At 71.6% G+C, this 25,549-nt stretch carries 19 protein-coding genes and 1 pseudogene; 10 read left to right on the top strand and 10 right to left on the bottom strand.

Annotated elements, in window-relative coordinates:
* Positions 1 to 19 precede the first annotated feature (19 nt).
* Genes C7444_RS14605 through C7444_RS14595 form a run of 3 tightly spaced genes read left to right on the top strand, consistent with a single transcriptional unit; the run spans position 20 to position 2,802 of the window.
* Positions 20 to 1,759 (top strand): ATP-binding protein, encoded by a 1,740-nt coding sequence (locus tag C7444_RS14605; RefSeq protein WP_110401583.1) that lies wholly within the window; start codon positions 20 to 22, stop codon positions 1,757 to 1,759.
* A gap of 9 nt (positions 1,760 to 1,768) precedes the next feature.
* The gene (locus tag C7444_RS14600; RefSeq protein ID WP_110401582.1) at positions 1,769 to 2,125 is read left to right on the top strand and encodes a ribonuclease HepT family protein; all 357 of its coding nucleotides are present in this window, start codon (positions 1,769 to 1,771) and stop codon (positions 2,123 to 2,125) included.
* A 26-nt stretch (positions 2,126 to 2,151) separates the two neighbouring features.
* Positions 2,152 to 2,802 carry a glutathione S-transferase family protein gene (locus C7444_RS14595; protein ID WP_245909582.1) on the top strand — a complete coding sequence of 217 codons (651 nt, stop codon included), beginning with the start codon at positions 2,152 to 2,154 and terminating at the stop codon, positions 2,800 to 2,802.
* A 40-nt stretch (positions 2,803 to 2,842) separates the two neighbouring features.
* On the opposite strand, the gene C7444_RS14590 is transcribed toward C7444_RS14595, so the two are convergent.
* The 5 genes from C7444_RS14590 to dhaL form a co-directional block, all read right to left on the bottom strand.
* Positions 2,843 to 4,105, bottom strand: coding sequence for a methyl-accepting chemotaxis protein (locus C7444_RS14590; RefSeq protein WP_110401581.1), 1,263 nt, complete (start codon positions 4,103 to 4,105; stop codon positions 2,843 to 2,845).
* Positions 4,102 to 4,518, bottom strand: a complete 417-nt coding sequence (locus C7444_RS14585) for a response regulator transcription factor (RefSeq protein ID WP_245909581.1) — start codon at positions 4,516 to 4,518, stop codon at positions 4,102 to 4,104. The genes C7444_RS14590 and C7444_RS14585 overlap by 4 nt, the downstream gene beginning before the upstream one ends.
* The gene (locus C7444_RS14580) at positions 4,515 to 7,421 is read right to left on the bottom strand and encodes a CHASE domain-containing protein (protein WP_170130765.1); all 2,907 of its coding nucleotides are present in this window, start codon (positions 7,419 to 7,421) and stop codon (positions 4,515 to 4,517) included. Before C7444_RS14580 ends, C7444_RS14585 begins: the two co-directional genes overlap by 4 nt.
* Before the next feature lie 214 nt (positions 7,422 to 7,635).
* A complete protein-coding gene (gene tkt / locus C7444_RS20930; protein WP_211317565.1) occupies positions 7,636 to 10,716 on the bottom strand; it encodes a transketolase in 3,081 nt (1,026 codons plus the stop codon).
* A 134-nt stretch (positions 10,717 to 10,850) separates the two neighbouring features.
* Positions 10,851 to 12,608 (bottom strand): dihydroxyacetone kinase subunit DhaL, encoded by a 1,758-nt coding sequence (gene dhaL / locus C7444_RS14570; RefSeq protein ID WP_110401578.1) that lies wholly within the window; start codon positions 12,606 to 12,608, stop codon positions 10,851 to 10,853.
* A 343-nt stretch (positions 12,609 to 12,951) separates the two neighbouring features.
* On the opposite strand from dhaL, the gene C7444_RS14565 reads away from it, so the two are divergent.
* The 4 genes from C7444_RS14565 to C7444_RS14550 all read left to right on the top strand — a co-directional run bounded on the left by C7444_RS14565 (position 12,952) and on the right by C7444_RS14550 (position 16,330).
* A complete protein-coding gene (locus tag C7444_RS14565; RefSeq protein WP_110401577.1) occupies positions 12,952 to 13,401 on the top strand; it encodes an RpiB/LacA/LacB family sugar-phosphate isomerase in 450 nt (149 codons plus the stop codon).
* A gap of 66 nt (positions 13,402 to 13,467) precedes the next feature.
* On the top strand, positions 13,468 to 14,484 hold the full coding sequence (locus C7444_RS14560) for a sugar-binding transcriptional regulator (protein ID WP_375136938.1): 1,017 nt from the start codon (positions 13,468 to 13,470) through the stop codon (positions 14,482 to 14,484).
* Positions 14,485 to 14,547: 63 nt separating this feature from the next.
* Complete coding sequence (locus C7444_RS14555) at positions 14,548 to 15,861, top strand: PQQ-dependent sugar dehydrogenase (protein ID WP_110401575.1); 1,314 nt, start codon at positions 14,548 to 14,550, stop codon at positions 15,859 to 15,861.
* Between the two features lie 97 nt (positions 15,862 to 15,958).
* Positions 15,959 to 16,330, top strand: coding sequence for an energy transducer TonB (locus C7444_RS14550; protein WP_110401574.1), 372 nt, complete (start codon positions 15,959 to 15,961; stop codon positions 16,328 to 16,330).
* A 49-nt stretch (positions 16,331 to 16,379) separates the two neighbouring features.
* Here C7444_RS14550 and C7444_RS14545 read toward each other — a convergent pair.
* A pseudogene (locus C7444_RS14545) lies at positions 16,380 to 16,697 on the bottom strand (AraC family transcriptional regulator); the annotation flags it as partial.
* A 45-nt stretch (positions 16,698 to 16,742) separates the two neighbouring features.
* Between C7444_RS14545 and C7444_RS14540 the strand changes: the two are divergent.
* Positions 16,743 to 18,077 (top strand): aminotransferase-like domain-containing protein, encoded by a 1,335-nt coding sequence (locus C7444_RS14540; RefSeq protein WP_110401573.1) that lies wholly within the window; start codon positions 16,743 to 16,745, stop codon positions 18,075 to 18,077.
* Positions 18,078 to 18,123: 46 nt separating this feature from the next.
* On the opposite strand, the gene C7444_RS14535 is transcribed toward C7444_RS14540, so the two are convergent.
* On the bottom strand, positions 18,124 to 18,393 hold the full coding sequence (locus C7444_RS14535; RefSeq protein ID WP_375136937.1) for a DUF1653 domain-containing protein: 270 nt from the start codon (positions 18,391 to 18,393) through the stop codon (positions 18,124 to 18,126).
* Between the two features lie 161 nt (positions 18,394 to 18,554).
* On the opposite strand from C7444_RS14535, the gene C7444_RS14530 reads away from it, so the two are divergent.
* On the top strand, positions 18,555 to 18,773 hold the full coding sequence (locus C7444_RS14530) for an HP1242/YdcH family protein (protein ID WP_110401572.1): 219 nt from the start codon (positions 18,555 to 18,557) through the stop codon (positions 18,771 to 18,773).
* A 120-nt stretch (positions 18,774 to 18,893) separates the two neighbouring features.
* Positions 18,894 to 22,733, top strand: coding sequence for a PAS domain S-box protein (locus C7444_RS14525; RefSeq protein WP_146219405.1), 3,840 nt, complete (start codon positions 18,894 to 18,896; stop codon positions 22,731 to 22,733).
* A 26-nt stretch (positions 22,734 to 22,759) separates the two neighbouring features.
* Here C7444_RS14525 and C7444_RS14520 read toward each other — a convergent pair whose 3' ends face one another.
* Genes C7444_RS14520 through C7444_RS14510 form a run of 3 tightly spaced genes read right to left on the bottom strand, consistent with a single transcriptional unit; the run spans position 22,760 to position 25,526 of the window.
* Positions 22,760 to 23,764, bottom strand: a complete 1,005-nt coding sequence (locus tag C7444_RS14520; RefSeq protein WP_110401570.1) for a transketolase family protein — start codon at positions 23,762 to 23,764, stop codon at positions 22,760 to 22,762.
* Positions 23,761 to 24,645 (bottom strand): transketolase, encoded by an 885-nt coding sequence (locus tag C7444_RS14515; RefSeq protein WP_110401569.1) that lies wholly within the window; start codon positions 24,643 to 24,645, stop codon positions 23,761 to 23,763. The genes C7444_RS14520 and C7444_RS14515 overlap by 4 nt, the downstream gene beginning before the upstream one ends.
* A complete protein-coding gene (locus C7444_RS14510; RefSeq protein ID WP_110401568.1) occupies positions 24,642 to 25,526 on the bottom strand; it encodes a sugar phosphate isomerase/epimerase family protein in 885 nt (294 codons plus the stop codon). The genes C7444_RS14515 and C7444_RS14510 overlap by 4 nt, the downstream gene beginning before the upstream one ends.
* Between the last annotated feature and the right edge of the window lie 23 nt (positions 25,527 to 25,549).

Genomic DNA, 25,549 nt, shown 5'->3' with positions numbered 1-25,549 from the left:
CGAAGCCTCCGAGGCCCCGATGAAACTGCACCTCGATCGCCCCCACGTGCTCGCGCTGACCGATGCCTTTCCGGGCCTGGAGCGGCTGCAGGAGCAGCTGCGCTACGGCCACCGCATCGAGGTGGCCGCCTCCAGCCTGTCGCTGGAGGCGCTCGACTTCCTGGCCGACCTCTACCTGCAGGCCGGCAGCGCGCTGGCCGGCCGGGCCGCGCAGCTGCGTGGCCTGGTGCACGCGCTGCGCCACGGGGCGCAGGGGCAGCGTTTCGCTCCGGGCAGCGAGCTCGAGGCGCTGCTGCCGGCCCTGCTGCGCTACCTGATCGACGACGGCCGGCGCGGCTGGCTCTTCGCCGCCAACACCGAGGGCAAGCCGCTGGGCTGGGTCGTCACCCGGGTCGACTTCGTCGCCGGCTCGTCGGAGGAAAACGCCAAGCTGATGATCGAGCTGAAGGCCCAGGCGCGTGCCACCGTGCTGAGCCAGAGCATCCGCCTGGCCGACGCCGACCTGCGCCACGCTGCCCATCCCGCCGGGCCGACCATCGCCGAGCTGCTCGCCGCCAAGGGTTTCCTGAAGGAGACGCCGGAGCTGCTGGCCGCCGCCGATGCCTCGCTCGAGCGCTACATCGAGTGGCGAGGTCGCTACGGCGCGCTGTTCAACGGCAGCGGCATCGGCTTCCACGCCGAGGACCCGAACGCCACCCACCGCGACACCGACTGGGCGCGCAAGGACCGCATCGTGCTGGCCTCCGGCGGCGGGCTGAGCAAGCTGGTCAACGACGAAGGCATCCTGCCCCCGCGCTCGACCGCGCTGGACGCGGCCGGCGACGTGGTCGGCCCCTACCTGCGCAAGGCCGGCAAGAGCAGCGACTATGAATACGAGGACGAGGTCAAGGCGCTGCGCGAGCGGCTCCGCAACGAGGTGGGCCAGGACGGTCCGCTGTTCTCGCGCCTGCCGGTGCACGCCTATCTGTTCATGTTCCACCTCGAGCTGCACCAGCACCTGTGGGTGCACGTGGACGACATCGAGCCGCATGTCTACACGCCTGAGCTCAAGGGCAAGCTGGTGCTGCCGCGTGAGCAGACCGACCTGATCGACATCCTGACGGCCGAGATGGACGTGCTGATGGACGACATCGTCGCGGGCAAGAGCGGTGGCACCACCGTGCTGTGCGCGGGCCCGCCGGGGGTGGGCAAGACGCTGACGGCCGAGGTCTACGCCGAGGTCATCGGCCGCCCGCTCTACCGTGTGCATTCCGGCCAGCTCGGGCTGTCGGTGGCCGCGATGGAGAGCGCGCTGAAGGAGGCGCTGACCCGCGCCCAGCGCTGGGGCGCGGTGATGCTGATCGACGAGGCCGACGTCTACATCAGGAAGCGCAGCGACGACATCGCCGCCAACGCGGTGGTGGGCGTGTTCCTGCGCGTGCTGGAGTACTTCAACGGCCTGCTCTTCCTGACCACCAACCGCATCGACGACATCGACGAGGCCATCGTCAGCCGCTGCATCGCGCTGATCCGCTACCACTCGCCCGACCGCGCGGCGCGCGAGCGCATCTGGCGCGTCATGGCCGGGCAGTTCGCCCTGGCGCTCGACGAGACCCGGCTCGCCTGGCTGGCCGAGGCCTACCCCGAGGCCAGCGGGCGCGACATCAAGGGCCTGGCCAAGCTCGTCGCCAAGTACTGCCACCACAAGCAGGTGCTGCCCTCGGTCGAGGTGTTCCAGCGCTGCGCGATCTTCCGCGGGCTGGACGGCCTGCACGACTGAAACCCCGCCATGTACACCCATTCCCTGTTCGAGATCATCAGCCACACCGGCGAGGCCATCCTCGACCTGGTGGTCGAGATGCAAGGCGCCGACGAGCTGTTCGCCAGCCCCAACACGCTGGCGGCGATCGAGCTGCAGCTGAGCATCATGGCCAACACCATGGCGCACCTGCCGCCCATCCTGCACCTGCGCCTGCCGCAGATCGACTGGGCCGGCTGGGGGGCGGTGCACCAGGCGCTGCAGGCCGGGCAGGAGCCGCGCCGCGACATCGTCTGGTATGCGGTCTGCGCACTCGTGCCCGCCACGCTGGTGCTGCTCGACAAGCTGCGCCGCCGTGAGCCCGAGCTGTTCGCCATCGTCTACTGAACGGGCGCCGCACGACGATGGCCACGATGCAGTTCCACATGACCCCGGGCTCCTGCAGCACCGGAATCCACGTGCTGCTCGAGACGCTCGAGCTGCCCTTCGAGGTCCACGTCGTCCACCTGCCGGCCGGCGAGCACCGCCGCCCCGGCTACCTCGCGCTCAACCCGAAGGGCACCATCCCGACGCTGGTGCTGCCCGACGGCCAGGCGCTGACCGACTGGCTGTCGATCGCCTGGTGGCTGGGCCGGACCCACCCGCGTGCCGGCCTGCTGCCCGAGGAGCCGGCCGCCCAGGCCCGGGTGCTGGCCACCGTCAACCACGTGGTCGGCACCGTGCACGGCCAGGGCTACACCCGCATCTTCACGCCCGAGGCCCATCTGCTGGAGGGCGACGAGGCCGGCCCGTCGGCCGCCGCCCGGCGTGAACGGCTGCAGGCGCGCGGCCGGGCGCTGGTGAGCGAAGGCTTCGACCTGCTCGACCGCCAGCTCGCCGCGCATGCCGATCAGGGCGGCTGGGTCTGCGGGGCCTTCTCGATCGCCGATGCGGCGCTGTTCTACACCGAGTTCTGGGCCGAGCGCATCGGGCTGGCGATGCCTGCGGGCCTCGCCGCCCACCTGGCGAGAATGAAGGCGCGGCCGGTGGTCCACCAGGTGCTTCGGGAAGAAGGCTACCGCTGAGGCGCCCGGACCCACCCCCGGGTCCGGCCGGCGCGCGGCGTCAGAACAGCTCGATCAGCGGCTCGGCCGGGGTGCCGGCCCGGCTCTGCCCGGCCACGCCGGCATGGACCTGGCGTTGCGCCTGCGTGACGTAGTGGCGGTGCTGAGACTCCAGCCTGACCTTCATCGACGGGCCGGCGTCGGGCTGCCAGGTGCGCTGCTGGAGGTGTTCGGCCAGGCCCTGCAGGTGGGCGTCGAGGTCGTGCAGCGCGCCCTGCACCCCGCCCACCCGCTGGCGCATCACGTCCTGCTCCTGCATCTGGCCGAGGGCGTCGGTCAGCTGCTCCTCGATCGCCTGGTGGCCGACCTTGATCTCGGTGATCACCTGGTGGAGCGCCAGCTGCGACACCGAGTCGCTGAAGCGGGTCTGCATCTCGCCGATGTCGGCGATGACCTTGCGCATGTTGCTGGTCGTGGTCTGGCGCTCGGAGGCCTGCACCGCGTCGGCCAGCTCCTTGTCGATGCCGCGGGTGGCCAGGCCGATCTGCTCGCTGATGTCGGCCGCCGCCTCGGCGGTGCGCTGGGCCAGCCCGCGGATCTCGGCGGCCAGCACCGAGAAGCTGCGCCCGGACTCGCCCGCCCGGGCCGCCTCGATCGCGGCGTTGATGGCGAGGAAGTTGGTCTGGCGCGCCACCTGGGCGATCACGTCCACCAGCGGCACCAGGCCGCTGACGCCCTGCAGCCGCTTGATGCGCTCGAGGTTGTTCTCGACGTCCTTCTCCTGGCTCTCGACGAACATCTGCAGGATGGAGCCCAGCTGGGTGTCGACCATCGACTTCTCCTGCATCGTGCGCACCAGGGCCTCGCTGTTGGCCTCGGTGGTGCGGATGCGCTCGAACTGCTCGACGGAGACCTGGTGGATCGAGCTGATCCGGTCGATCACCTTCAGCGTCACCTCTTCGTAGTCCTGCAGGGCGGTGTCGAGCTGCCGGTCCATCAGGCCGAGGTAGGGGGACATGTCGCGGACCTCCTGCAGCAGGTGCGCCCGGGGCATGCCGCTCGGCCGGCTCCGGCCGATCCCGCGCAGCAGCCGCCGGCCCAGCGCCTCCAGCAGCGGCGTGCCCAGCAGGCCCAGCAGCGCCGCCGCCGGCAGGCCCGAGGCCGGGGACAGGCCCAGGGCCGGCCAGGCGACCTCGAGCAGCCAGGGCGCGCCGGCGGCGAGCGCCAGCAGCGTCAGGCTGGCGGCCCCGAGCCGCAGCCACGGGAAAGGCCTGCCCGCGCTGGCGCCTGCCGGTGCGGGTGTGGGTGCGGAGGTCTGCTTCATGACGTGGCCTTGCTTTCGTTGAGCAGTCGATGGGTCAGGTCGAGCAGCTCCCAGGGGCTGAACGGCTTGACGAGGTAGGCGCGCACGCCCGTCTCCAGGCCCTGGGCCACGTCGTCGGCGCGGCCGAGCGCGGAGATCATCACCACCGGGATCTGCCGCAGCGCGGGGTCCTGCGCCAGGATCTTGCTGACGCTCAGCCCGTCCATGCCGGGCATCATCACGTCCAGCAGGATGAGGTCGGGCGCGCGGCTGCGGGCCAGGGCCAGGCCCTGTTCCCCGTCGCCGGCCTCCAGCACCTGGAAGCCCTTGAACTCGAGCGTCATGCGGATCAGCCGGCGGATGTCGGGCTGGTCCTCGATGGTGAGCACGGTGTGATTCATGCTCGGGGCGGTCGCGGCAGGGGGGGTGGTCATGCGGTGGTCCGTGCGTCCAGGGGCTGCGCGGGGGCAGCGGGAAGATGCAGTCGCATCAGGGCGCCCCCGTCGGGGGCATTGCCGGCTTCGATGCGTCCCCCATGGGCACGCATGATCTTGCGGCTGATGGTCAGGCCCAGTCCGGTGCCTCCCGCGCCGTCGCGGGTGCGGCTGGACTGGACGAAGGCGTCGAAGATGGTCTCGAGTTCGTCCGCGGGAATGCCGGGGCCATGGTCCCGGATCGTCAGCGTCACGCCGGCGGCCGTGGCCTGCCCGTCGATCTCGACGGTGCTGCCTGCGGGCGAGAACCGGATCGCGTTGGCCAGCACGTTGCGGATGACCTGCTGCAGCCGGAAGCCGTCGACCTCCACCGGCCACTGCGGCAGCGGGTCGGCGCGCTGCAGCTGCAGCCGCACCTGCCGTTGGTCGGCCAGGCTGTGCAGTTCACGCGCCACGTCGGTGGCCAGCTGCGCCAGGTTGGCCGGGCGCAGCTGCAGCGTGCGATCGCCCTCGGTGATCTTGGCGACATCGAGCAGGCCGTTGACCAGGGTCAGCATGCGCTGGCCGCCGGCGTGGATGTCGGTGAACATCTGCCGGAACTGCTCCTGGTCCTGCGCGAAATGCATGCCCAGGTCCGAGAAGCCCATGATGGACTGCAGCGGCGTGCGCAGCTCGTGGCTGATGGTGGCGATGAACTCGGACTTGGCCAGATTGGCCCGCTCGGCCGCTTCGGTGGCCCGGACCAGGTCGGTGATGTCGATGCGAAAGCCCACGGTGTGGCCGTCGTGCATGCGCCGCTCCACCACCCGCAGGATGCGCCCGTCGTCGAGGTGCTGCACCAGGTCGGTGTTGCCCTGCCGGTGCTGCGCCAGGCGTTCGGCCACCCAGGGCTCGACCTGCCCGATGGCCGCCGGCACCTGCCCCCGCTGCGCGGCGGCCCGGATGATGTCCTCGAAGCGGGCACCGGGCTGGAGCATGTGACTGATCGTGGGGTAGATCTGCCGGTACTTGTCGTTGCAGAACACGATGCGGTCCTGCGGGTCGTAGAGCACGAAGGCCTCGTCGAGCGTGTCGATCGCACCGCGCAGCAGCGCGGCGTTGCGCCGCACGTCGTCCTCCATCGCCCGGCGGGCGGTGATGTCCTGCAGCGTGCCCACGATGCGTGCCATGCCGCCGTCGGCATACTCGCCCTCGGCCACCAGGCGCACCCAGAGGGCCGCTCCTCGTGCCGTGGTGATGGCCAGCTCGAGGTCACGGTCGGCGCCTGCGGCGAAGCGGGTCTCGATCGCCTGCTGCAGCCGCTGGCGGGTCGCCTCGTCGCAGCACTGGAACACGTCCTGCACGGTCGGCAGGTGGCCCGGCTCGAAACCCAGGATGCGGCCGGTCTGTTCGGTCCAGCGCAGCGTGCGCGTGTTCAGGTCGAAGGACCAGCCTCCGACCCCGCCGATGCGGCCGGCCTTGTCCAGGAAGGCTTCGCTGGCCCGCAGCGCGGCCTCGGTCAGCTTGCGCTCGGTCACGTCCGACTGGATGGAGAAGAAGCCGGTGAGCCGGCCCTCGCCGTCGTGCAGAGGCTGGATGTCGAGCTCGATCCAGTGCAGGTCGCCGTGTTTGTCCCGGTTGCAGATCTCGCCGCCGAAGGCCTGCCCGGCATCGAGCGCTGCGCGCATGCGCCGGATGCAGCCCGGATCGGTGCCCTCGAACTGCAGCAGCTCGGCGGGGGTGCGATCGATCACCTCGTCGAAGCGGTAGCCGGTGAGCCGCTCGAAGCCGTGGTTGACCCAGGTGATGCGCCGCCGCGTGTCGGTGATGATCACCGCGTTGGAGGTGTCGCGGGCGACCCGGGACAGGCGCGCCAGGTCGGCGCTCATGCGCCGGGCCCGTACCTCGGCGTTGCGCCGGCCCAGCGTCTGCTGGCTCAGCAGCACGGCCAGCAGCGTGCTGGCCAGCACGCCGATGGCCAGGGCCAGCCAGGGCGAGGCGCTGCGGGCGTGCCGCTCGAATTCGGGGGTACCGCTGACCAGCAGATTGAAGGTGTGCCCCGACAGTCGCACCCGCTTGCGGGCCTCGAAGCGGCTCGGCCTGAGGCCTGCGGCTCGCGAGTCGAAGATCCGCGCAGCGGCCGGATCGTCGAGCTCGGCGTCGGACAGCGTGACGTCGATCTGATGTTCGGGTTCTTCCGGGTCGCGCTGGACCAGCCCGTCGAGCAGCTCGGTGGCCACGATGGGCGCATAGAGCAGGCCGACCAGGGCGGCCTGGCGCTGCTCGGTGCTGGCCTGGGGAGCGTCCCGCGTGAAGACCGGCAGGTACAGCAGGAAGCCGGGACGCCGCAAGGGGTCCTGTTCCAGCGTGATCACTTGGGTCATCCAGGGCTGTCCGGAGGCGATCGCATGCTCGAAGGCCGTGCGCCGACGCGACTCCGAGCCCACATCGAGGCCCAGTGCACCCCGGTTGGCCTGCATCGGCTCGATGAAGCGGATCACGTAGTGTTCGTCAGCGGGCTGCCCGCTCAGGCGCTTCAGGCTGAAATCCGGTGCGCCGTCGGCCCGCTGGGCAGCGATGAAGCCCGGCAGCTGTCCGGGCGTGACCCGCTGGATGAAACCGAAGCCCCGCACCCCCGGGAATTCCCGGGGCAGGTCACGCGACGCCACATGGATGCGGAAGGCCTCGCGGCCGGCCTGCGGGCTCGCGGCGAGGAAGCTGGCGGCGCCCCTGAGGCCGTACAGCGGCAGGCGGAAGCGCCGTTCGATCTCCTCTGCCACCCGCTCGGCGTTGTGCTGCAGCAGCGTGTCCGCTCGGGCCTCGACGCCGTGCTGCAGCGCCAGGCCGGCCGCCGCGGAGATGCACAGCCCGACCAGCAGCACGAGGGCTGGCAGGCGGGTGGGCACGGCGGGAGTCGGTGACATGCAGGAACCGGTCGGTTGAGGCAGGAACATGCCCGGTACGGCGATCCGCGCGGCTGGGCAGAAAGGCTGCGCAACCTCATTTCGGCGGATCGGCCGGCAACTTGAGGGTTGCCGCCGAGCCCTGCTCGGCCGCCTGCCGGCCGACGGCCGCTGAAGCGCCCCGCCACACTCCGCCCCGTCCCGTTGAGCTCAGCCCCGCTCAGCTCAGCTCAGCTCAGCGCACCGACTGCAGCAGCCGCTCGAAGGCCTGCTCGAACTGCTTCAGGCCTTCGGCCTGCAGCTGCTCACCGAGCGTGTCCAGGTCGATGCCTGCCGCCGCGGCCCGGGCCAGCACCGCCCACGCGCCGGGCAGGTCGGTGTCGAGCGTGCGCGCCGTCTCGCCGTGGTCGGCGAAGGCGGCCAGCGTCGCGTCGGGCACGGTGTTGACGGTCCGCGGGCCGATCAGCGCCTCGACGTAGCAGGTGTCGCGCCAGGCCGGGTTCTTCACGCCGGTGCTGGCCCACAGGCACAGCGGCGGCGTGGCGCCGGCCGCGCGCAGGCCGGCGAAGGCCGCGCCACCGTAGGTGTCGAGCCAGGTGGCGTAGGCCGCGCGGGCATTGGCGATGCCGACCTCACCACTCAGGCCGTCGGTCGACGCGCCCGGCTGGGCATCGACCAGCGTGTCGACCCGGCTGACGAACAGGCTGGCGACCGAGCGCACGGCGGCCAGCGGCAGCCCCGCGGCGTGGCGGCGGCGCAGGCCTTCGGTGCAGGCCGTGAACACCTGCCGCACCTGGCGCGGCGAGAACATCAGCGTCACGTTGATGTTGATGCCGTCGGCCAGCGCGGCGCTGATCGCCTCCAGGCAATCGGGCGTGGAGGGGATCTTGATCATCGCGTTGGGACGTGCGATCTGTGCCCACAGGCGGCGCGCCGCGGCCAGCGTGCCGGCACCATCGCGCGACAGGCTGGGCGAGACCTCGAAGCTCACGTAACCCGCATCACCGTGGCTGCGTTCGTACAGCGGGCGCAGCACGTCGCAGGCGGCCTGCACGTCGGGAATCGCAAGCAACTCGAAGCGGCGCTCCAGATCCGGCTCGACGCCGCGCAGTTCGGCCAATGCCGGCGCGTAGGCCGCGTCATCGGCCAGCGCCTGCGCGAAGATCGCCGGGTTGCTGGTGACGCCGGCCACCGCGTGCTCGTCGACCCAGCGCTGCAGCTCGCCGCTGGCCACCAGGCTGCGCGAGAGCTTGTCGAGCCAGATCTGCTGGCCGTGCGCCGCCACCGGCGCGACCCGGCTGCCCGCTTTGGCCGACACGCCGAGCACGCCCAGCGTGGCCGCCGCCACCGCGTCGGCGGTGACGCCGAACAACTTGTAGAGTTCGCCCGCCGGGGCCGATTCGCCGAAGCGGTCGATGCCGACCACGGCGCCTTCCAGGCCCACGTACTTGCGCCAGAAATCGCTCACGCCCGCCTCGACCGCGACGCGCGGCAGGCCCTTTGGCAGCACGCTGTCGCGCCAGGCGGCGTCCTGCCGGTCGAACACGTTGGTCGACGGCATCGACACCACGCGCACCGGCACGCCTTGCGCGGCGAGCTGCTTCTGCGCGGCGATCGCCAGGCCCAGCTCGCTGCCGGTGGCGATGATCACGGCGCGCGCGGCGCCGCCCGAAGCCTCGCTCACCACGTAGCCGCCGCGGCGGATCGCGGCCAGTTGCTCGGCGCTGCGCGCGTTGTGCGGCAGGTTCTGGCGGCTCAGGATCAGGCTGGTCGGGTGGTCGGTCGACTCGATCGCCGCGGTCCACGCCACCTGCGTCTCGACCGCATCGGCCGGGCGCCAGACGTCCATGTTCGGGATCAGCCGCAGCGTGGCGGTCTGCTCGACCGGCTGGTGCGTCGGGCCGTCCTCGCCCAGGCCGATCGAGTCGTGCGTGAAGACGTAGATCGGGTTGAGCTTCATCAGCGCGGCCATGCGCAGCGCATTGCGCGCGTACTCGCTGAACATCAGGAAGGTGCCGCCGAAGCTGCGCAGGCCGCCGTGCAGCGTCAGGCCGTTCATGATCGCGGCCATGCCGAACTCGCGCACGCCGTAATGCACGTAGTTGCCACCTTCGGGCGACATCACGTTGCGCGATTGCGGCCACAGCGTCAGGTTGGAGCCAGCCAGGTCGGCCGAGCCGCCGACCATCTCCGGCAGCGCCGGCACCAGCGCGGCGATCGCGTTCTGGCTGGCCTTGCGGCTGGCGATGGTCTCGCCCTGGTCGACGACCTGGGCGAGTGCGGCCTCGGCCAGATCGGCAAAGCCGGCCGGCAGCTCGCCGGCCATGCGGCGCCGGAACTCGGCGGCCAGCGCCGGGTGCGCACGTTCGTAGGCGGCGAACGACTCGTTCCACGCCGCTTCGGCCCGCGCGCCGGCTTCACGTGCATCCCACGCGGCGCCGACCTCGGCCGGGATCTCGAACGGCGCGTGCGTCCAGCCCAGTGCGGCGCGCGAGGCGGCGATCTCGGCGGTGCCCAGCGGCGCGCCGTGGCTGTCGTGCGTGCCGGCCTTGTTGGGCGAGCCCTTGCCGATCACGGTCCTGCAGCAGATCAGCGTCGGCTTGGCCGACTCGGCACGGGCGGCGGCGATGGCCGCATCGAGCGCGGCCGGGTCATGGCCGTCGACACCGCGGATCACCTGCCAGCCGTAGGCTTCGAAGCGGCCGGGCGTGTCGTCGGTGAACCAGCCTTCGACGTGGCCGTCGATCGAGATGCCGTTGTCGTCCCAGAACGCGACCAGCTTGCCCAGGCCCCAGGTGCCGGCCAGCGAGCAGGCCTCATGGCTCACGCCTTCCATCAGGCAGCCATCGCCGAGGAAGACGTAGGTGTGGTGGTCGACCACCGGCAGGCCGTCGCGGTTGAACTCGGCCGCGAGCAGCTGCTCGGCCAGCGCCAGGCCGACCGCGTTGGCGATGCCCTGGCCGAGCGGGCCGGTGGTGGTCTCGACGCCCGGCGTGTAGCCGAGTTCGGGGTGGCCCGGCGTCTGGCTGTGCAGCTGGCGGAAGCGCTTGATCTGCTCGATCGGCAGGTCATAACCCGTGAGGTGCAGCAGGCCGTAGAGCAGCATCGAACCGTGGCCGTTGCTCAGCACGAAGCGGTCGCGGTTCGGCCACTTCGGGTTCGCCGGGTTGTGGCGCAGCGTGTGGCGCCACAGCGCTTCGGCGATGTCGGCCATGCCCATCGGCATGCCGGGGTGGCCGGAGTTGGCTTGCTGGACGGCGTCCATCGCCAGCACGCGCAGCGCGTTGGCCAGGGTGGTTCGGGTCGGTGCGGTCATGCGATGGATTCCGGCAGGTGGAGGCAGAGGAGCGGGTCGGACAGGGACGAGCGGACGCCCCGCAGGGCCGCATCGGCGGCCTGCGGGGCCGTTCGGATCGGGAGGGAAACGGGGGCTGGGCGATGCGGCCGGCGTCAGCCCGCCAGGCGCTGCTGCAGCGAGCGCGCCAGCGTCTGCAGGATCAGGCAGCACGAGGTGGCGCCGGCATCGAGCACGCCGATCGAGCGCGGCCCCAGCCGGGCCGAGCGGCCGATGCGGGCCTGCAGCGCCTTCGTGGAATCCTTGCCAGCCTCGGCCGCCGCGCTCATCGCGGACAAGGCGGCGCTGAAGTCGGCGCCGCCCGCATGCGCGGCCTGGAACGCCGCCAGCGCCGGGATCAGCGTGTCCATCAGCGTCTTGTCGCCGACCTGGGCGTTGCCCATGGCCTGCACGTTGGCGACCGCCGCGGCCAGCGCATCACCGAACAGCGCCGCGTCCAGCAGGGTGTGCGGCTCCAGCGTGTTGACGAAGCCGAGGAAGAAGTTGCCGTAGAGCGGGCCCATCGAGCCGCCGATGTCGTCCATCAGCGCCTTGGACAGCTGCTCCAGCGCGGCGGGCAGCGACTGCGCCGCGTCGCCCAGCGCGTCGAGCCGCGTGCCGCAGCCGGTGAAGCCCTTGGCCATGTTGATGCCGTGGTCGCCGTCGCCGATCAGGCCGTCGATGTCGCTGAGGTACTGGCGGTTGGCGACGATGGTGTCGATCAGGTCGCGCACCAGGGCGCCGGTGCTTTCCAGCGCGAGCGCCGGGCCGACCGCGGTGCGTGCGGCGACTGCAGCGCGCGTGGCCACCGGACCGCTCGCTCGCGCCGTGGCCGAGCCGGTGTAGGCGCGGCCGGCCGAAGCCTGGCCCGCCACCGTCAGTCCCACGCAGTGGCAGGGGTGCTTCAGGCAGGCTTCCAGCTCCTCGTCGAGCTGCATCAGCGTCAGCGTCACGCCCATCATCTCCAGCGAGGTGAACAGGTTGCCGACCTGGTTGAAGGCCACCGTGATGCCTTGCTCGGCCAGGCGTTTGCGGATCTCGCCGTACAGGATGTACTGCTCCATCAGCGGCGTGGCGCCCAGGCCCGACACCAGCACCGCGACGCGGTCACCGCGGCCGAAGGGCAGATCCGGCAGCACCACCTTCAACATCATCTCGGCCATCTCGGCCGCGCTGGCGGTGGCGCGCACGTCGATGCCGGGCTCGCCGTGGTGGCCGATGCCGACTTCCATCGTGCCGTGCTCGATCGTGAAGTTGGCGTGGCCCACCGCCGGGATCACGCAGGCCGACAGGCCGATGCCGATGCTGCGCGTGCGGTCGATGGCCTTGCGCGACGCGGCGATCACCTCGTCGAGGCTGGCGCCCTGGGCCGCCTTGGCCGCGCCCACCTTCCACAGGAAGATCTCGCCGGCCACGCCGCGGCGGCGGGCCTCGTCGCCCTTGGGCGCGGATGGCACGTCGTCGTTGGCCACCACGGTGCGCACGACGATGCCCTCGCGCTCGGCCATCTGGATGGCCATCTTGACGTTCATGTTGTCGCCGGCGTAGTTGCCGTACAGGCAGGCCACGCCCGCGCCGCCGTCGGCCGCGCGCATCGCGTCGAGGAAGCTGCGGGCGGTGGGCGACGAGAAGATCTCGCCGATCGCCACCGCGTCGACCATGCCGTCGCCGACGTAACCGATGAACGCCGGCTCATGGCCCGAGCCACCGCCCGTCACCACGCCGACCTTGCCGGCCTCGGGCGACTGCACCCGCTTGACCACGCGCGGGTTCTCGTCGGTCGCGCAGACGCTGTCGGCATGGGCATGCAGCCAGCCGGTGAGCATGTCTTCGACGACGAGGTCGGGGTTGTTGATGACACGATTGAGGGCCATGGGGGTTGTCTCCTGGGGGCTGCCGGCGCGGCCGATGCTGACATGGGCGCGGCTCGGTCATGGGCTCTGATGTTGATCAAATGTATTTGATGATGAGCGGATGCGCAAGCGAGTGAGTCCTGAAGCTGCGTGAGAATGGGCTCAGGGAATACCCGGTGACCACCCTTTTCAAAGGCCTTTCATAGGGAAATCGACTTCAGCTGCCGCCGAGCGATGGGTCTGCTGGCTGTGATCACATGATCATGCGTTTGACAAATGCGCAAGATGCATGCGCTAATCCGCTCACCAACAGATCAGATGCTCAGTGCGCTGCGGGCGCCGGGCATCCCACAGGAGACCCGTCATGAAGATCGCCATCGGCTGCGACGAAGCCGCCTGCCAGATGAAGGACGCCATCAAGGCCGAGCTGACCGCCCAGGGCCACGAGGTGCAGGACTACGGCACGCACGACAACGCCCCGGTGCTCTACCCCGACATCGGCGTGGCGCTGGCCGAAGGCGTGGCGCGCGGCGAGGCCGAGCGTGGCCTGCTGTTCTGCGGCACCGGCATCGGCATGGCGATCTCGGCCAACAAGGTGCCGGGCATCCGCGCCGCGCAGGCCCACGACACCTATTCGGCCGAGCGTGCCAGCAAGAGCAACGACGCCCAGATCATCACGATCGGTGCGCGCGTCGTGGGAGTGGAGCTGGCCAAGGCCATCGTGCAGGCCTTCATCGGCAGTTCCTTCGAACCGCGTTCGCAATCGAAGCTGGATGCGCTGTCGGCCCACGAGGACCGCCTGCGCCGCCGCTGAGCCTCGCCCGGGGTGCTGGTGTGCGCCGGGGCCGCCGTGGCGAGCCCTCGCGCACAATCACGCTCCATGACCGAAGCCCCTCGCCCCCGTGCCCCGCAGACCGCTGCCCCGTCCTCGTCCATGTCGATGGAAGAGCTGACCCGCATCGCCACGCTGTACTACGTCGACGGGCAGACGCAGGAGGAGCTGTCGCGCCGCTTCGGCATCAGCCGTGCCACCGTGGGCCGCATGCTCAAGCGGGCCCAGGAGCTGGGCATCGTCGAGATCCGGGTGCAGCACCACCCGACCCTCACCGTGGACCTGGAGCGTGAGCTGGTGCGCCGCTTCGGCATCAGCCGGGCGCTGCTGTCGGTCGACCACCAGGACCCGGAGAAGCAGCGTGCGCTGCTGGCCGGCCTGGTCGCCACCTGGCTGGACCGCAACCTGAGCGACGGCGCGATCGTCGCCGTCGGCATGGGCCGCAACGTCAGCGCGGTCAGCGAGCATGCGATGAGCGCGACCCGCCGGGCGGCCACCTTCGTCTGCGCCATCGGCGGCAGCTACCGCGGTGGCGAGACGATGAACCCCGACCACATCTGCCGCCGCCTGGCCGCCCGCTTCGGCGGCGAGAGCGAGACCCTCTACGCGCCGGCGATGATCGACGACCCCGCCGTGCGCACCGCCCTGCTCGAGAACGACACCGTGCGCCAGAGTCTGGACAAGGCGCGCCGCGCCGACGTCGCGCTGGTGGGCATCGGCGACATGAGCGAGGACAGCAACATGGTGCGCATGGGCTGGTTCAGCGCCCAGGAGATCGCCGAGGCCAAGCGGGTGGGCACCGTCGGCGACATGATGGGCTACGACTTCATCGACATCCACGGCCAGCCCGCGATGACGCCGATCCAGGGCCGCGTGGTCGGCCTGAGCGCGACCGACCTGCGCCGCATCCCCAACGTCATCGCCATCGCCGCCGAATCGAGCAAGGTCACGGCCGTGCTCGGCGGCCTGCGCACCGGCACCGTCAACACCCTGGCGACCACCGCCAGCAACGCGATGGCGGTGCTGCACCTGGATGACGCGATGCGGGGCGGCAAGGCCGCTTGAGTTCACGACGCGGCGCCGGGCGCACTTGCGCCTAACATGCGTGCAGACAACAGGAGGGGTGGCATGAGCGGATCCGGTGTTCTGGCGCAGGTGATGGCCCGGGTGGTCGCCCGGGTCGGCGAGGCGGCCATCGTGTGGCGGCGGCTGCACGGCAGCACGCCCCGCCCGGCGATGGGACCCTCGCCCACCATTCCCGAGGCCCGGCCGCAGGGCCGCCTGCCCACGCTGAAGATGCCCACCGCCCAGGGCTGGGGTCCCGGGCAGAAGCCCGTGGCCGCGCCCGGCCTGCAGGTGCAGGCCTACGCCACCGGCCTCGACCACCCACGCTGGATGCTCGTGCTGCCCAACGGCGACGTCACCGTCTCCGAGGCCTGCTTCCTGCCCGGTGCCGTCAACTCCCTGTTCGACTACGCGATGGTCAGCACGATGAAACGTGCGGCGGCCGCCGGCATCAGCCCCAACCGCATCACGCTGCTGCGCGACGCCGACGGGGATGGCGTGGCCGAGGTCCGCACCACCTTGCTCGAAGGCCTGAGCCAGCCCTTCGGCATGGCGCTGCTGGGCGAGACCTTCTACGTCGGCAACACCGACGGCGTGCTCGCCTTTCCTTATGCCACCGGCGCGACCCGCCTCGCCGCCCCGGGGCGCCTGCTGACCACCTTCAAGCCCGGCGGCCACTGGACCCGCAGCCTGCTGCCCAGTGCCGACGGCCAGCAGCTCTACATCGGCGTGGGCTCGCTCAGCAACATCGGCGAGGACGGCCTGGACGCCGAGGTCGACCGCGCCTGCATCCACGAGCTGGACCTGGTCAGCGGCCACCGCCGCATCTTCGCCGCCGGGCTGCGCAACCCCGTCGGCCTGGCCTGGGAGCCCACCACCGGCCAGCTCTGGACCGTGGTCAACGAACGGGACGGCCTGGGCGACGAGACCCCGCCCGACTACCTCACCTCCGTGCGCGACGGCGGCTTCTACGGCTGGCCCTACAGCTACTGGGGCGGCACCGTCGACGACCGCGTGCCGCAGGACCCCGTCGCCGTGGCCCAGGCCCTCGAGCCCGACTACGCGCTGGGCGGCCACACCGCCTCGCTCGGCCTGTGCTGGCTGCCCGCCGGCACCCTGCCCGGTTTCCCCGACGGCATGGTCATCGGCCAGCACGGCTCCTGGAACCGCAGCACCCTCAGCGGCTACAAGGTGATCTTCGTGCCCTTCGTCGACGGTCGACCGGCCGGCCCCCCGCGCGACCTGCTCACCGGCTTCCTGGCCCCCGACGAGACGGTCTCCCGGGGCCGCCCCGTCGGCGTCGCCATCGGCCCCGACCGCGCCTCCCTGCTGGTGGCCGATGACGTGGGCAACGTGATCTGGCGGGTGACGGGCTAGACGGCGGCTCCTGTCTGTCTCCGCATCTGTGTGGGACGTGGGGCGTCCTGGCTGTTCATCATCGTCAGCGAACTTTTCAACAAGAGGAGTACAGGGAATGTTCTTGAAGCAAGTGTCGCTGCCGTTGGCGTGCTGCGTTGCCATGCTGGCGGGTTGTGCCACCCCGCCGGCTGCACGCGTGCCGTGGCCCGCGACCGTCGTCGCCATCGAAGAGGTGAAGCCGGTCAAGCCCATGGCCATTTCTTACTTCTACAACATCACGAACGGGCGGCCTGCCGGGACCTGCGTCCTGCGCATCCATGTCGACAGCGACGGCCGCGCGCAGAAAGTCGATCGCCTGGAATCCAGTGGTCACACCAATCTGGATGAAGCTTTCGTCAAGGCGGCATGGAAGGCGCAATACCAGCCTTACGTGCGTGATGGTCAAGCCATTGACGTCACGGTGATCGCACCTTTTCACGCTCGTTAGCGCGGCAGCCCCGCCGCTCCACCCGTTCGCCAGCCCTGCCGCGGCGGGATCAGGCCGGCGCGCCGAGGAAGGGCATGACGTGGCGCATCGCCCGCTCGACATGCTCCTCCTTCTCCCCCACCGGGGCGACGTCGTGGATCGCGCTGCGGGCCGCGTCGACCCCTTCCTGCCGGGCGATCACCCAGGCGGCCAGGTAGACCGACGCGAGGCAGCCGCCCGCGGTGGCCACGTTGCCGCGGGCCACGAAGGGCTGGTCCAGCACGTCGGCGACTTCACGCGTCTGCAGGCCGCTGCCCACGAGGACCACGTCGGCGCTGCAGGCCTCGTGCAGCGTGGCCTGGGCTTCCAGCACCACGCTGTTCTGGGCATCGCAAGCAATACAATCAAATGATTGTCATGGATGCATTGACGCATGGCCCATGCTCGCTACAAGACGCTGGTCGACACGCTGGCGGCCGACATCCGGGGCGGCCGTCTGGCGCCGGGCACCCGCCTGCCCACGCACCGGGCGCTGGCCGCCAGGGAAGGCCTGGCGCTGGTCACCGCGAGCCGTGTCTATGCCGAGCTCGAGGCCATGGGCCTGGTCACCGGCGAGCAGGGGCGTGGCACCTTCGTGCGCGAGACGTCGCTGCCACGCGGCCTGGGCATCGACCGGCCCGCCGCCGCGCCGGGGCTGACGGACCTGGGTTTCAACCACCCGTCGCTGCCCGGCCAGGCCGACCTGCTGCGTTCGGCGCTGCGCGAGCTGGCGTCCTGCGGTGATCTGGAGGCGCTGCTGCGCTACCAGCCGCACGGCGGCCGTCCCCACGAGCGCGACGCCGTGGCGCGCCACCTGGCGAGCCGCGGCCTGGCGCTGACGGCGTCGCAGGTGGCCATCGTCGACGGGGCGCAGCACGGGCTGGCGACGACGGTGATGGCGCTGCTGCAGCCCGGCGACGTGGTCGCGGTCGACGCGCTGACCTACCCGGGCTTCAAGGTGCTCGCCGAGGCCCATCGCCTGGAACTGCTGGCGATCCCCGCCGCGGGCCAGGGCCCGGACCTGGACGTGCTGGAGGCCGGGTGCCGGCGCCGCCACGTGCGGGCCGTCTACGCCATGCCGACGCTGCACAACCCGCTGGGCTGGGTGATGGAGGCGGGCCGGCGGCGGCAGCTGGTGGAGATCGTGCGCCGGCACGGCCTGCTGCTCATCGAGGACGCGGCCTACGCCTTCCTCGATGCCGATCCGCCCGCGCCGCTGGCCGCGCTGGCGCCGGAGGCGACGGTGTACGTCTCGGGGCTGTCCAAGAGCGTGGCGACCGGCTTGCGCGTCGGCTTCGTCGCGGCCCCGGCGCCGTGGGTGTCGAGGATCGAGCGGGCCATCCGTGCCACCACCTGGAACACGCCCGGCGTGATGACGGCGATGGCCTGCCGCTGGCTGGACGACGGCACCGTCACCCGGCTCGAGGCGGCCAAGCGACGCGACGCGAGGGCCCGCCAGCGCATCGCCGCCGAGGTGTTCGCCGGCTTCGCATGGATGCGCCACCCGGCGTCCTACTTCGCCTGGCTGCCCCTGGCCGAGGAGGTCCGTGCCGACCAGGTGGCGATGACGCTGCTGCGCGAGGGCATCCTGGTGTCGACGGCCGAGCCTTACGCGAGCACCGCCCAGGTGCCGCATGCGCTGCGCCTGGCGCTCGGCTCGGTCGAGCTGCACCAGCTGCGGCCCGCCCTGGAGCGGGTGCGGCGGGTGATCGAGGCGGCTCCCGTCTGAGGTCCGCGCCCGGGCGGGTGTCCGGTGCCCGGGAGTGGGTGCGGGTTCAGCCGGCCGCCATCGGCGCGAAGCGCGGCACGCTGCGGCCGTCGATCTCCACGGTGCCGAAGAACATCGCGTGCGGGCGCACCCACCAGCCGGAGTCGTCGTACAGCGGGCGGTAGACGACCAGCGGCTCCTGCGTCTCGCTGTGGCGGGCCACGCCGATGACTTCGTAGTCGCCGCCCTTGTAGTGGCGGTAGCGGCCCGGCGGGGTGGCCGGCAGGGGGATGAGGTCGGTGTCGGTGCTCATGGCGTCGGCCGTGCGTTCCTGCATTCGTGCATTCGTGAGGCGGGCCTGCATTATGGGCAGGCGCCGCGAGGGCATCGACGCACCGGTCCTCTCGCCGGACCCTGTCCGATGTCAAGGCCGGTCCGGGGCCGCCGGCTTAGGCTGGGTGCAGTCCATCTTCCCTTCCATCCTTTCAAGGAGTTGCCATGTTCCCCGAGTACCGCGACCTGATCTCCCGCCTGAAGACCTCCGACCATCACTTCCAGCACCTGTTCGACCAGCACAACGAGCTGGACCAGAAGATCAAGAACATGGAGAACCGCATCGAACCGGCGACCCATGAGGAGATCGAGGCGCTGAAGAAGCGCAAGCTGCACTTGAAGGACGAGCTCTACGTGATCCTGCGCAAGGCCAGCGCCACCTGAGCCTGCGGCCCGGTCCAGGGCTTCTTCACGGTCCCGGGCGCCGCCCTGCGCTGAAACTGCGGCAACATGTGCCGCAGTGCGTGCCGAGGGGCGCACGGGTGACGTGATGGGGAGGGCCGAGTGCTCAAGTTGGATCTGAATGCCCGGCGGCTGACGCGGGCCACCTTGTGGGGCTGCGCGCTGCTGGTGACGGCCATGCTGCTGCCGGAGCTGCTGGGGCGCCGGGGACCGGTCGTGTCGGAGGCGGGCTGGCTGCAGGCCCGCACGCTGGCCCTGGCGACGGTGGCCGTGCTGATGCTGCTGCTGGCCTGGCTCTACGGGCGCGGCCGGCGCTGGGCGGCCGACGCGGCCCCGCTGGTGATGGCCGGGGCCATCCCGTTCATCTTCGAGCCCGCGGCCTTCACCCAGCCGGCCGTGCCGCAGGGCCTGTGGATTCCGCTGGTGCTGGCGCTCTCGATCAGCCGGCTGCGCGTGGCCCTGCTGACGCTGCTGCTGTCGGTGTCGCTGGTGCTGCTGAGCTACCCGGGCGCCTTCACCCGGCCGATCACGATCCTGGGCTCGCTGATCATGCTGGCCCTGCTGATCAACGCCCGCCTGATGCACCGCGCGCTGGTGCGTGACGCACGCGACGCCGCCCGCCGGGAGCACCAGGCGGCCACCGCGCTGCGCCACAGCGACGCCACCTTACAGGCCATGTTCGAGGGCCTGAATGATGCGCTGGTCTTCGCCGGCGACGACCGCCGCATCCAGCGGGTCAACCCGGCCTTCGTGCGCATGTTCGGCTACGGCCCCGAGGAGGTCGTCGGGCGCACCACCGAGTTCCTGTACGCCGATGCGGCCGACTACGCGAGCATGGGGCAGCAGCGCTTCCCGGCCGGCGCGGTCGATGCGGGCGCGCCCTACGAGATGCGCTACCGGCGCCGCGACGGCAGCGTGTTCTGGGCCGAGACCAGCGGGCGCCGCATCCTGGGGCCCGACGGCAGCTCGCTGGGCCTGGTCGGCGTGCACCGCGACATCAGCGTGCGCAAGGCGGCCGAGCAGGCGCTGCAGTCCTCGCGCGAGCAGCTGCACCAGTTCATCCGGCATGCGCCGCACAGCATCGCGATGTTCGACCGCGACATGAACTACCTGGCCACCAGCGCCCGCTGGCTGGCCGAGTACGGCCAGGGCCATGCCGACGTGACCGGCATGAACCACTACGTGCTCAACCCGCAGATCCCCGAGGAGGGCAAGCGGCTCCACCGGGCCATCCTCGAGGGCGGGCCGCCGACCCGCAGCGAGGGGCTGCGCTACACGCCCGACGGCCGCGAGACCTGGCGGCGCTCGGCCCTGGTGGGCTGGCGCGACGAACAGGGCGAGGTCGGCGGGCTGATCCTGTCGACCGAGGACATCACCGCCCAGGTCCGGGCCCAGCAGGCGCTGGAGCAGCACCACAGCCGCCTCGAGGCCCAGGTGCGCGAGCGCACCGCCGAGCTCGACGTGGCCAACCAGGCGCTGGCGCAGCGCGCTCAGGCCATCACCGACCTGTACGACCACGCCCCATGCGGCTACCTCGGGCTCGACCCCGACGGCCGCGTCACGTCGGTCAACGAGACCGCGCTGACGCTGCTGGGCTGCCGCCGCGAGGCCGTCGTGGGCCAGCCCCTGGACGCCTGGATGGACGCCGACAGCCGTGCGGCCTACCGGCGGCACTTCACCGAGCGGCTGCTCGGCGGCCGGGCCCGTGACCTCGCCTACGACGTCGTGCGGCCCGACGGCCAGCTGCTGCCGGTGCGCATCAGCGCCGATCCGCAGCACGACGACCAGGGCCGGCTGGTCTCCAGCCGCGCGACGATGGTGGACGACAGCGAGCGCCAGGCCAGCGAGCGCCAGATCGCCCGGATGCAGCTCGAGCTGGCGCGCCGGGCCGACGAGGCCGAGGCGAGCACCCGCGCCAAGAGCGCCTTCCTGGCCAACATGAGCCACGAGATCCGCACGCCGATGAACGCCATCCTCGGCCTGACCCACCTGCTGCTGCGCGACAGCGGCGACAGCCTGCACCACGAGCGCCTGGGCAAGATCGACGACGCGGCCCGCCACCTGCTGCAGATCATCAACGACATCCTCGACCTGTCGAAGATCGATGCGGGCAAGATGGTGCTCGAGGAGACCGAGTTCGCGACCGACCAGCTGCTGGCGCGCAGCTTCGACATGGTCTCGGCCCGGGCGCGCGAGAAGCGGCTCGAGCTGGTGCTCGACACCGACCACCTGCCGGCCCACCTGCGCGGAGACGCGACCCGGCTGTCGCAGGCGCTGATCAACCTGCTCAGCAACGCCGTCAAGTTCACCGAGCAGGGCTGGGTGCGCCTGCGGGGCGAGCTGCTGCGTGAACAGGGCGAGCGGGTGCAGGTGCGCTTCGAGGTCAGCGACACCGGAGAGGGCATCGCCGCCGAGCAGATCGGCCGCCTGTTCCAGGCCTTCGAGCAGGCCGACACCTCGACCTCGCGCCGCCATGGCGGCACCGGCCTGGGCCTGGCACTGACCCGCCACCTGGCCCAGCTGATGGGCGGTGACGTCGGGGTGGAAAGCCAGCCCGGCCAGGGCAGCCGCTTCTGGTTCACCGCCTGGCTGGGGCGAGCCGCCGAGGCGGGCGAGCGGGCCGCGCCGATTCCGCTGACCGGCCTGCGCGCGCTGCTGGTCGATGACCTGCCCGAAGCGCTGAGCGTGCTCGGCGAGCGCCTGGTCGACCTGGGGCTGCAGGTCGAGGCCCGGGCCGACGGGGCGGCCGCGCTGGCCTGCGTGGACGAGGCGATGGCCCGCGGCCAGCCCTTCGACGTGGTGCTGGTCGACTGGCGCATGGAGCCGATGGACGGCGCCGAGACCCTGCTGCGCCTGCGCCGCACGCTGGGCGAGGGCATGCCGCCGAGCATCCTGGTGACGGCCTTCGACGAGCCGCTGATGTGGCAGCAGGCCCGTGGCGCCCGGTGCGACGCGGTGCTGGTCAAGCCGATCACGCCGTCGGCGCTGCACGACGGGCTGGTCCAGGTGCTGCGCCGCCGTGGCGCCCCGGCGCCCGCCGCGGCGCCGGAGGTGGCCAGGGCCGAGGACGAGAACCTGCTGCGCAGGCGCCATGCCGGCCAGCGGGTGCTGCTGGTCGAGGACAACCCGATCAACCGCGAGGTGGCGGTCGAGCTGCTGCGTGCGGTCGGCCTGGTGGTGGAAAGCGCCGAGCACGGCGCCCGTGCGGTCGAGCTGACCCGCACCCGCGCCTACGACCTGGTGCTGATGGACATGCAGATGCCCGAGATGGACGGGCTGGAGGCCACCCGGCTGATCCGGGCCCGCGACGGCCGGTCCCTGCCCATCATCGCGATGACGGCCAACGCCTTCGGCGAGGACCGGGCGGCCTGCCTGGCCGCCGGCATGAACGACCACCTGGCCAAGCCGGTCGATCTGCCGCGCCTGTACGCCGCGCTGCTGCACTGGCTGCCGCTGCCCGCGGCCGCTGACGCCGTGGAGCCCGGCCCGGCGGCGGGCGGCGCCGCCGGCCTGTTCGAGCGGCTGTCCATGCTGGAGGGTTACGACGCCGACGGCGCGCTGCGCCATGTCGGCGGGCGCCTGCCGGCGCTGGAGCGCATGCTGGAGCGTTTCGTGCGCACCTACGCGAACGGCGTGCCGGCGCTGCTGACGCGGGCGCCGGACTGGCGCCAGGCCAGCCAGTCGCTGCGCAGCGCCTGCGCCACGCTCGGGGCGGTGCGGCTGGAGGCCGATCTGGCCGAATTCGAGGCCGGCCACGACACGCTGGCCGACGAGCCGGCGCGGCAGCAGCAGGCGCAGCGGCTGCACGCGGCGCTGATGGCGCTGGTGCAGCGGCTCAGGCGCGTGCTCGGCCACGCCGTTGCCGTTGCCGTTGCCGACACCGACACCGACACCGACACCGACACCGACACCGACACCGACACCGACACCGACACCGACTGAGCGGCGCGGCGCGGCGGCGTCCCGCTTCAGCCCAGCCAGCCCTGGATGCGCCGGGCCAGCACCTCGCGCGAGATGCCGTAGCGGTCGTGCAGCGTCGGCAGCGCCCCGGCGGCCAGGAACTCGTCGGGCAGGCCGGCCAGGTGGAAGCCGGCCGGCATCACGCGGTGGCGCATCAGCACGCCGGCGACGGCTTCGCCCAGGCCGCCGATGACGGTGTGGTTCTCGGCCACCACCACCAGCCGGCCTTCGCGGGCGCAGGCCTGCACGATGGCCGCCTCGTCCAGCGGCTTGAGGGTGGGCACGTGCAGCACCGCCACGTCGACCGAGTCGCCTCGCAGCTGCTCGGCCACCTCCAGCGCGCGCATGGTCATCAGCCCGGTGGAGACGATCAGCACGTCGCGGCCGTCGCGCAGCATCTTCGCCTTGCCCAGCTCGAAGGTGTAGCCGTATTCGTCCAGCACGCAGGGCACCTGGCCGCGCAGCAGGCGCATGTAGACGGGGCCGTCGTGCGCGGCGATCGCCGGCACGGCCTGCGTGATCTCGTGCGCGTCGCAGGGGTCGATCACCGTCATGCCGGGCATGGCGCGCATCAGCGCCAGGTCTTCGGCGGCCTGGTGGCTGGGCCCGTAGCCGGTGGTCAGGCCGGGCAGCGCGGCGACGATCTTGACCGGCAGGCCTTCTTCGGCGATCGCCTGGTGCATGAAGTCGTAGGCCCGCCGCGTGGCGAACACCGCGTAGGTGGTGGCGAACGGGATGAAGCCTTCATGGGCCAGGCCGGCGGCCGCGCCCATCAGGATCTGCTCGGCCATGCCCATCTGGAAGAAGCGCAGCGGGTGCTGCCGCGCGAAGATGTGCAGGTCGGTGTACTTGGCCAGGTCGGCGCTCAGGCCGACGATCTGTGGCCGGCTCTCGGCCAGTGCCGCCAGCGCGTGGCCGAACGGGGCCGCCACGGTGCGCTGGCCCTCGGCGGCGATCGAGGCGATCATGGCCGAGGTCTTGAGCCTCGTCGGGGTGGAGACGGCGGAGTTCATGCGGGGGTTTCCTCGACAGCCAGGGCTTCCAGCGCCAGATCCCATTCATGCGGGTCGACGCGGATGAAGTGGGCCTTCTCGCGGCCCTCCAGGAACGGCACGCCCCGGCCGAGCCGGGTGTCCACGATCAACATGCAGGGTGCATCGCCCGGGCCCTGCTGCAGGTCGTCGAAGGCCTCGACCAGCGCGGCCACGTCGTGGCCGTCGACCCGCCGCACCCGCCAGCCGAAGGCGACCCACTTGTCGACCAGCGGCTCGTAGCGCATCACGTCGCTGGACGGGCCGTCGGCCTGCATGTTGTTGGCGTCGACGATGGCCATCAGCCGGCCCAGGCGGTGGTGCGCGCCGGCCTGGGCGGCTTCCCAGGTCGAGCCTTCGTCGAGCTCGCCGTCGCCCATCAGGTTGATGACCCAGCGGTCGCTGCCCTTGTGGCGCAGGCCCAGGGCCATGCCCACGGCGATGGTCAGCCCCTGGCCGAGCGATCCCCCGGAGATCTCCATGCCGGGCGTGTAGCTGGCCATGCCGCTCATCGGCAGGCGGCTGTCGTCGCTGCCGTAGGTCTCGAGTTCCGCGTCGGGGATGACGCCGGACTCGATCAGCGCCGCATAGAGCGCGATCGCGTAGTGGCCGCAGGACAGCAGGAAACGGTCGCGACCGGGCCAGCGCGGTTCGGCCGGATCGAAGCGCAGCACATGGCCGTGCAGCACGGCCAGCAGGTCGGCCACGCCCAGCGCCTGGCCGACGTAGCCCTGGCCCTGGACCGCGCCCATGCGCACCGCCAGGCGGCGGATGCGGCGGGCCCGCGCCCGCAGGGCGCTCAGCAGCGCCTGCCGGTCGGTTTCGGCGACGTCGTCGAGGGCCTCGGATGGGGGGATGTTCATGCGGTCTGCTCCACGGTCGACAGGTGGTGGTCGACGAACTTCAGCGCGGCCGACAGGCGCGCCTCGATGTCGGTCAGCGGCACGCGCCAGGCCAGGCGGCTGGGCTGGGCGTCCGGGCCGCGGTGCAGGCGCATCGGGATCTCGATGGACAGGCTCAGCGACGTGCCGGCGATGGCCTGCACGATGCGGTCGCAGCCGATGTCGCCTTCACCCAGCGCCGTGAAGAACCAGCCCTGCGCCGTGCGCCGCACGTCCTTCACGTGGGTGTGCACGCACTGCGCCATCGCCGCCAGCGCATCGTCGGCCGCCGGCACGCCGGGGCGGTGCGAGATGGTGTTGCCCGCGTCGTAGTTCAGCCCGACGCGCGGGTGGCCGATGCGCTCGAGCAGCGCGGTGGCGTCGGCGGCGGTGTTGAGCAGGTTGTCCGACCCGTCGCCCGGGTTCTCCAGGCCGATGACCAGGCCGAGTTCCTCGGCCAGCCGGGCCAGCGGGGCGATGTTCTGGAAGAAGCGCGTCTCGTTGGCCCGGGCGGCGGCGTTGGTGTTGATCACCCGCGCGCCGATGCGGGCGGCGAAGTGCATGCGCCCGGTGAAGACCGCCAGCGCGTCCGGGCGGCCCAGGTCGATGTGCGAGGACAGCGCGTGGCAGCCGATGCCCGCGTCGGCCAGCCAGCGGGCGTATTCGACCGCCCGCTCGGGCCGGAAGGCCGACTCGTCGAAGGGCTCGGTGTAGCCGACGATGAAGGCCGGCTCGACGTGGCTGGCACCGATGCGGGCCAGGCTCTCCAGCATCATCGGCGCGGGGTAGCCGTCGTAGGGGGCACCCGACACCGAGACGATGCGATTCCTGCCGGCGGCAGCCGGCATCGAATCTCTGTTCATGGACTCTCTCCTGGATCTCGAGG

Source organism: Sphaerotilus hippei, assembly GCF_003201595.1.
GTDB lineage: Bacteria > Pseudomonadota > Gammaproteobacteria > Burkholderiales > Burkholderiaceae_C > Sphaerotilus > Sphaerotilus hippei.
The sequence above is the reverse complement of the archived record's forward strand: the minus strand, read 5'-3'. Positions and strand labels throughout refer to the sequence as shown.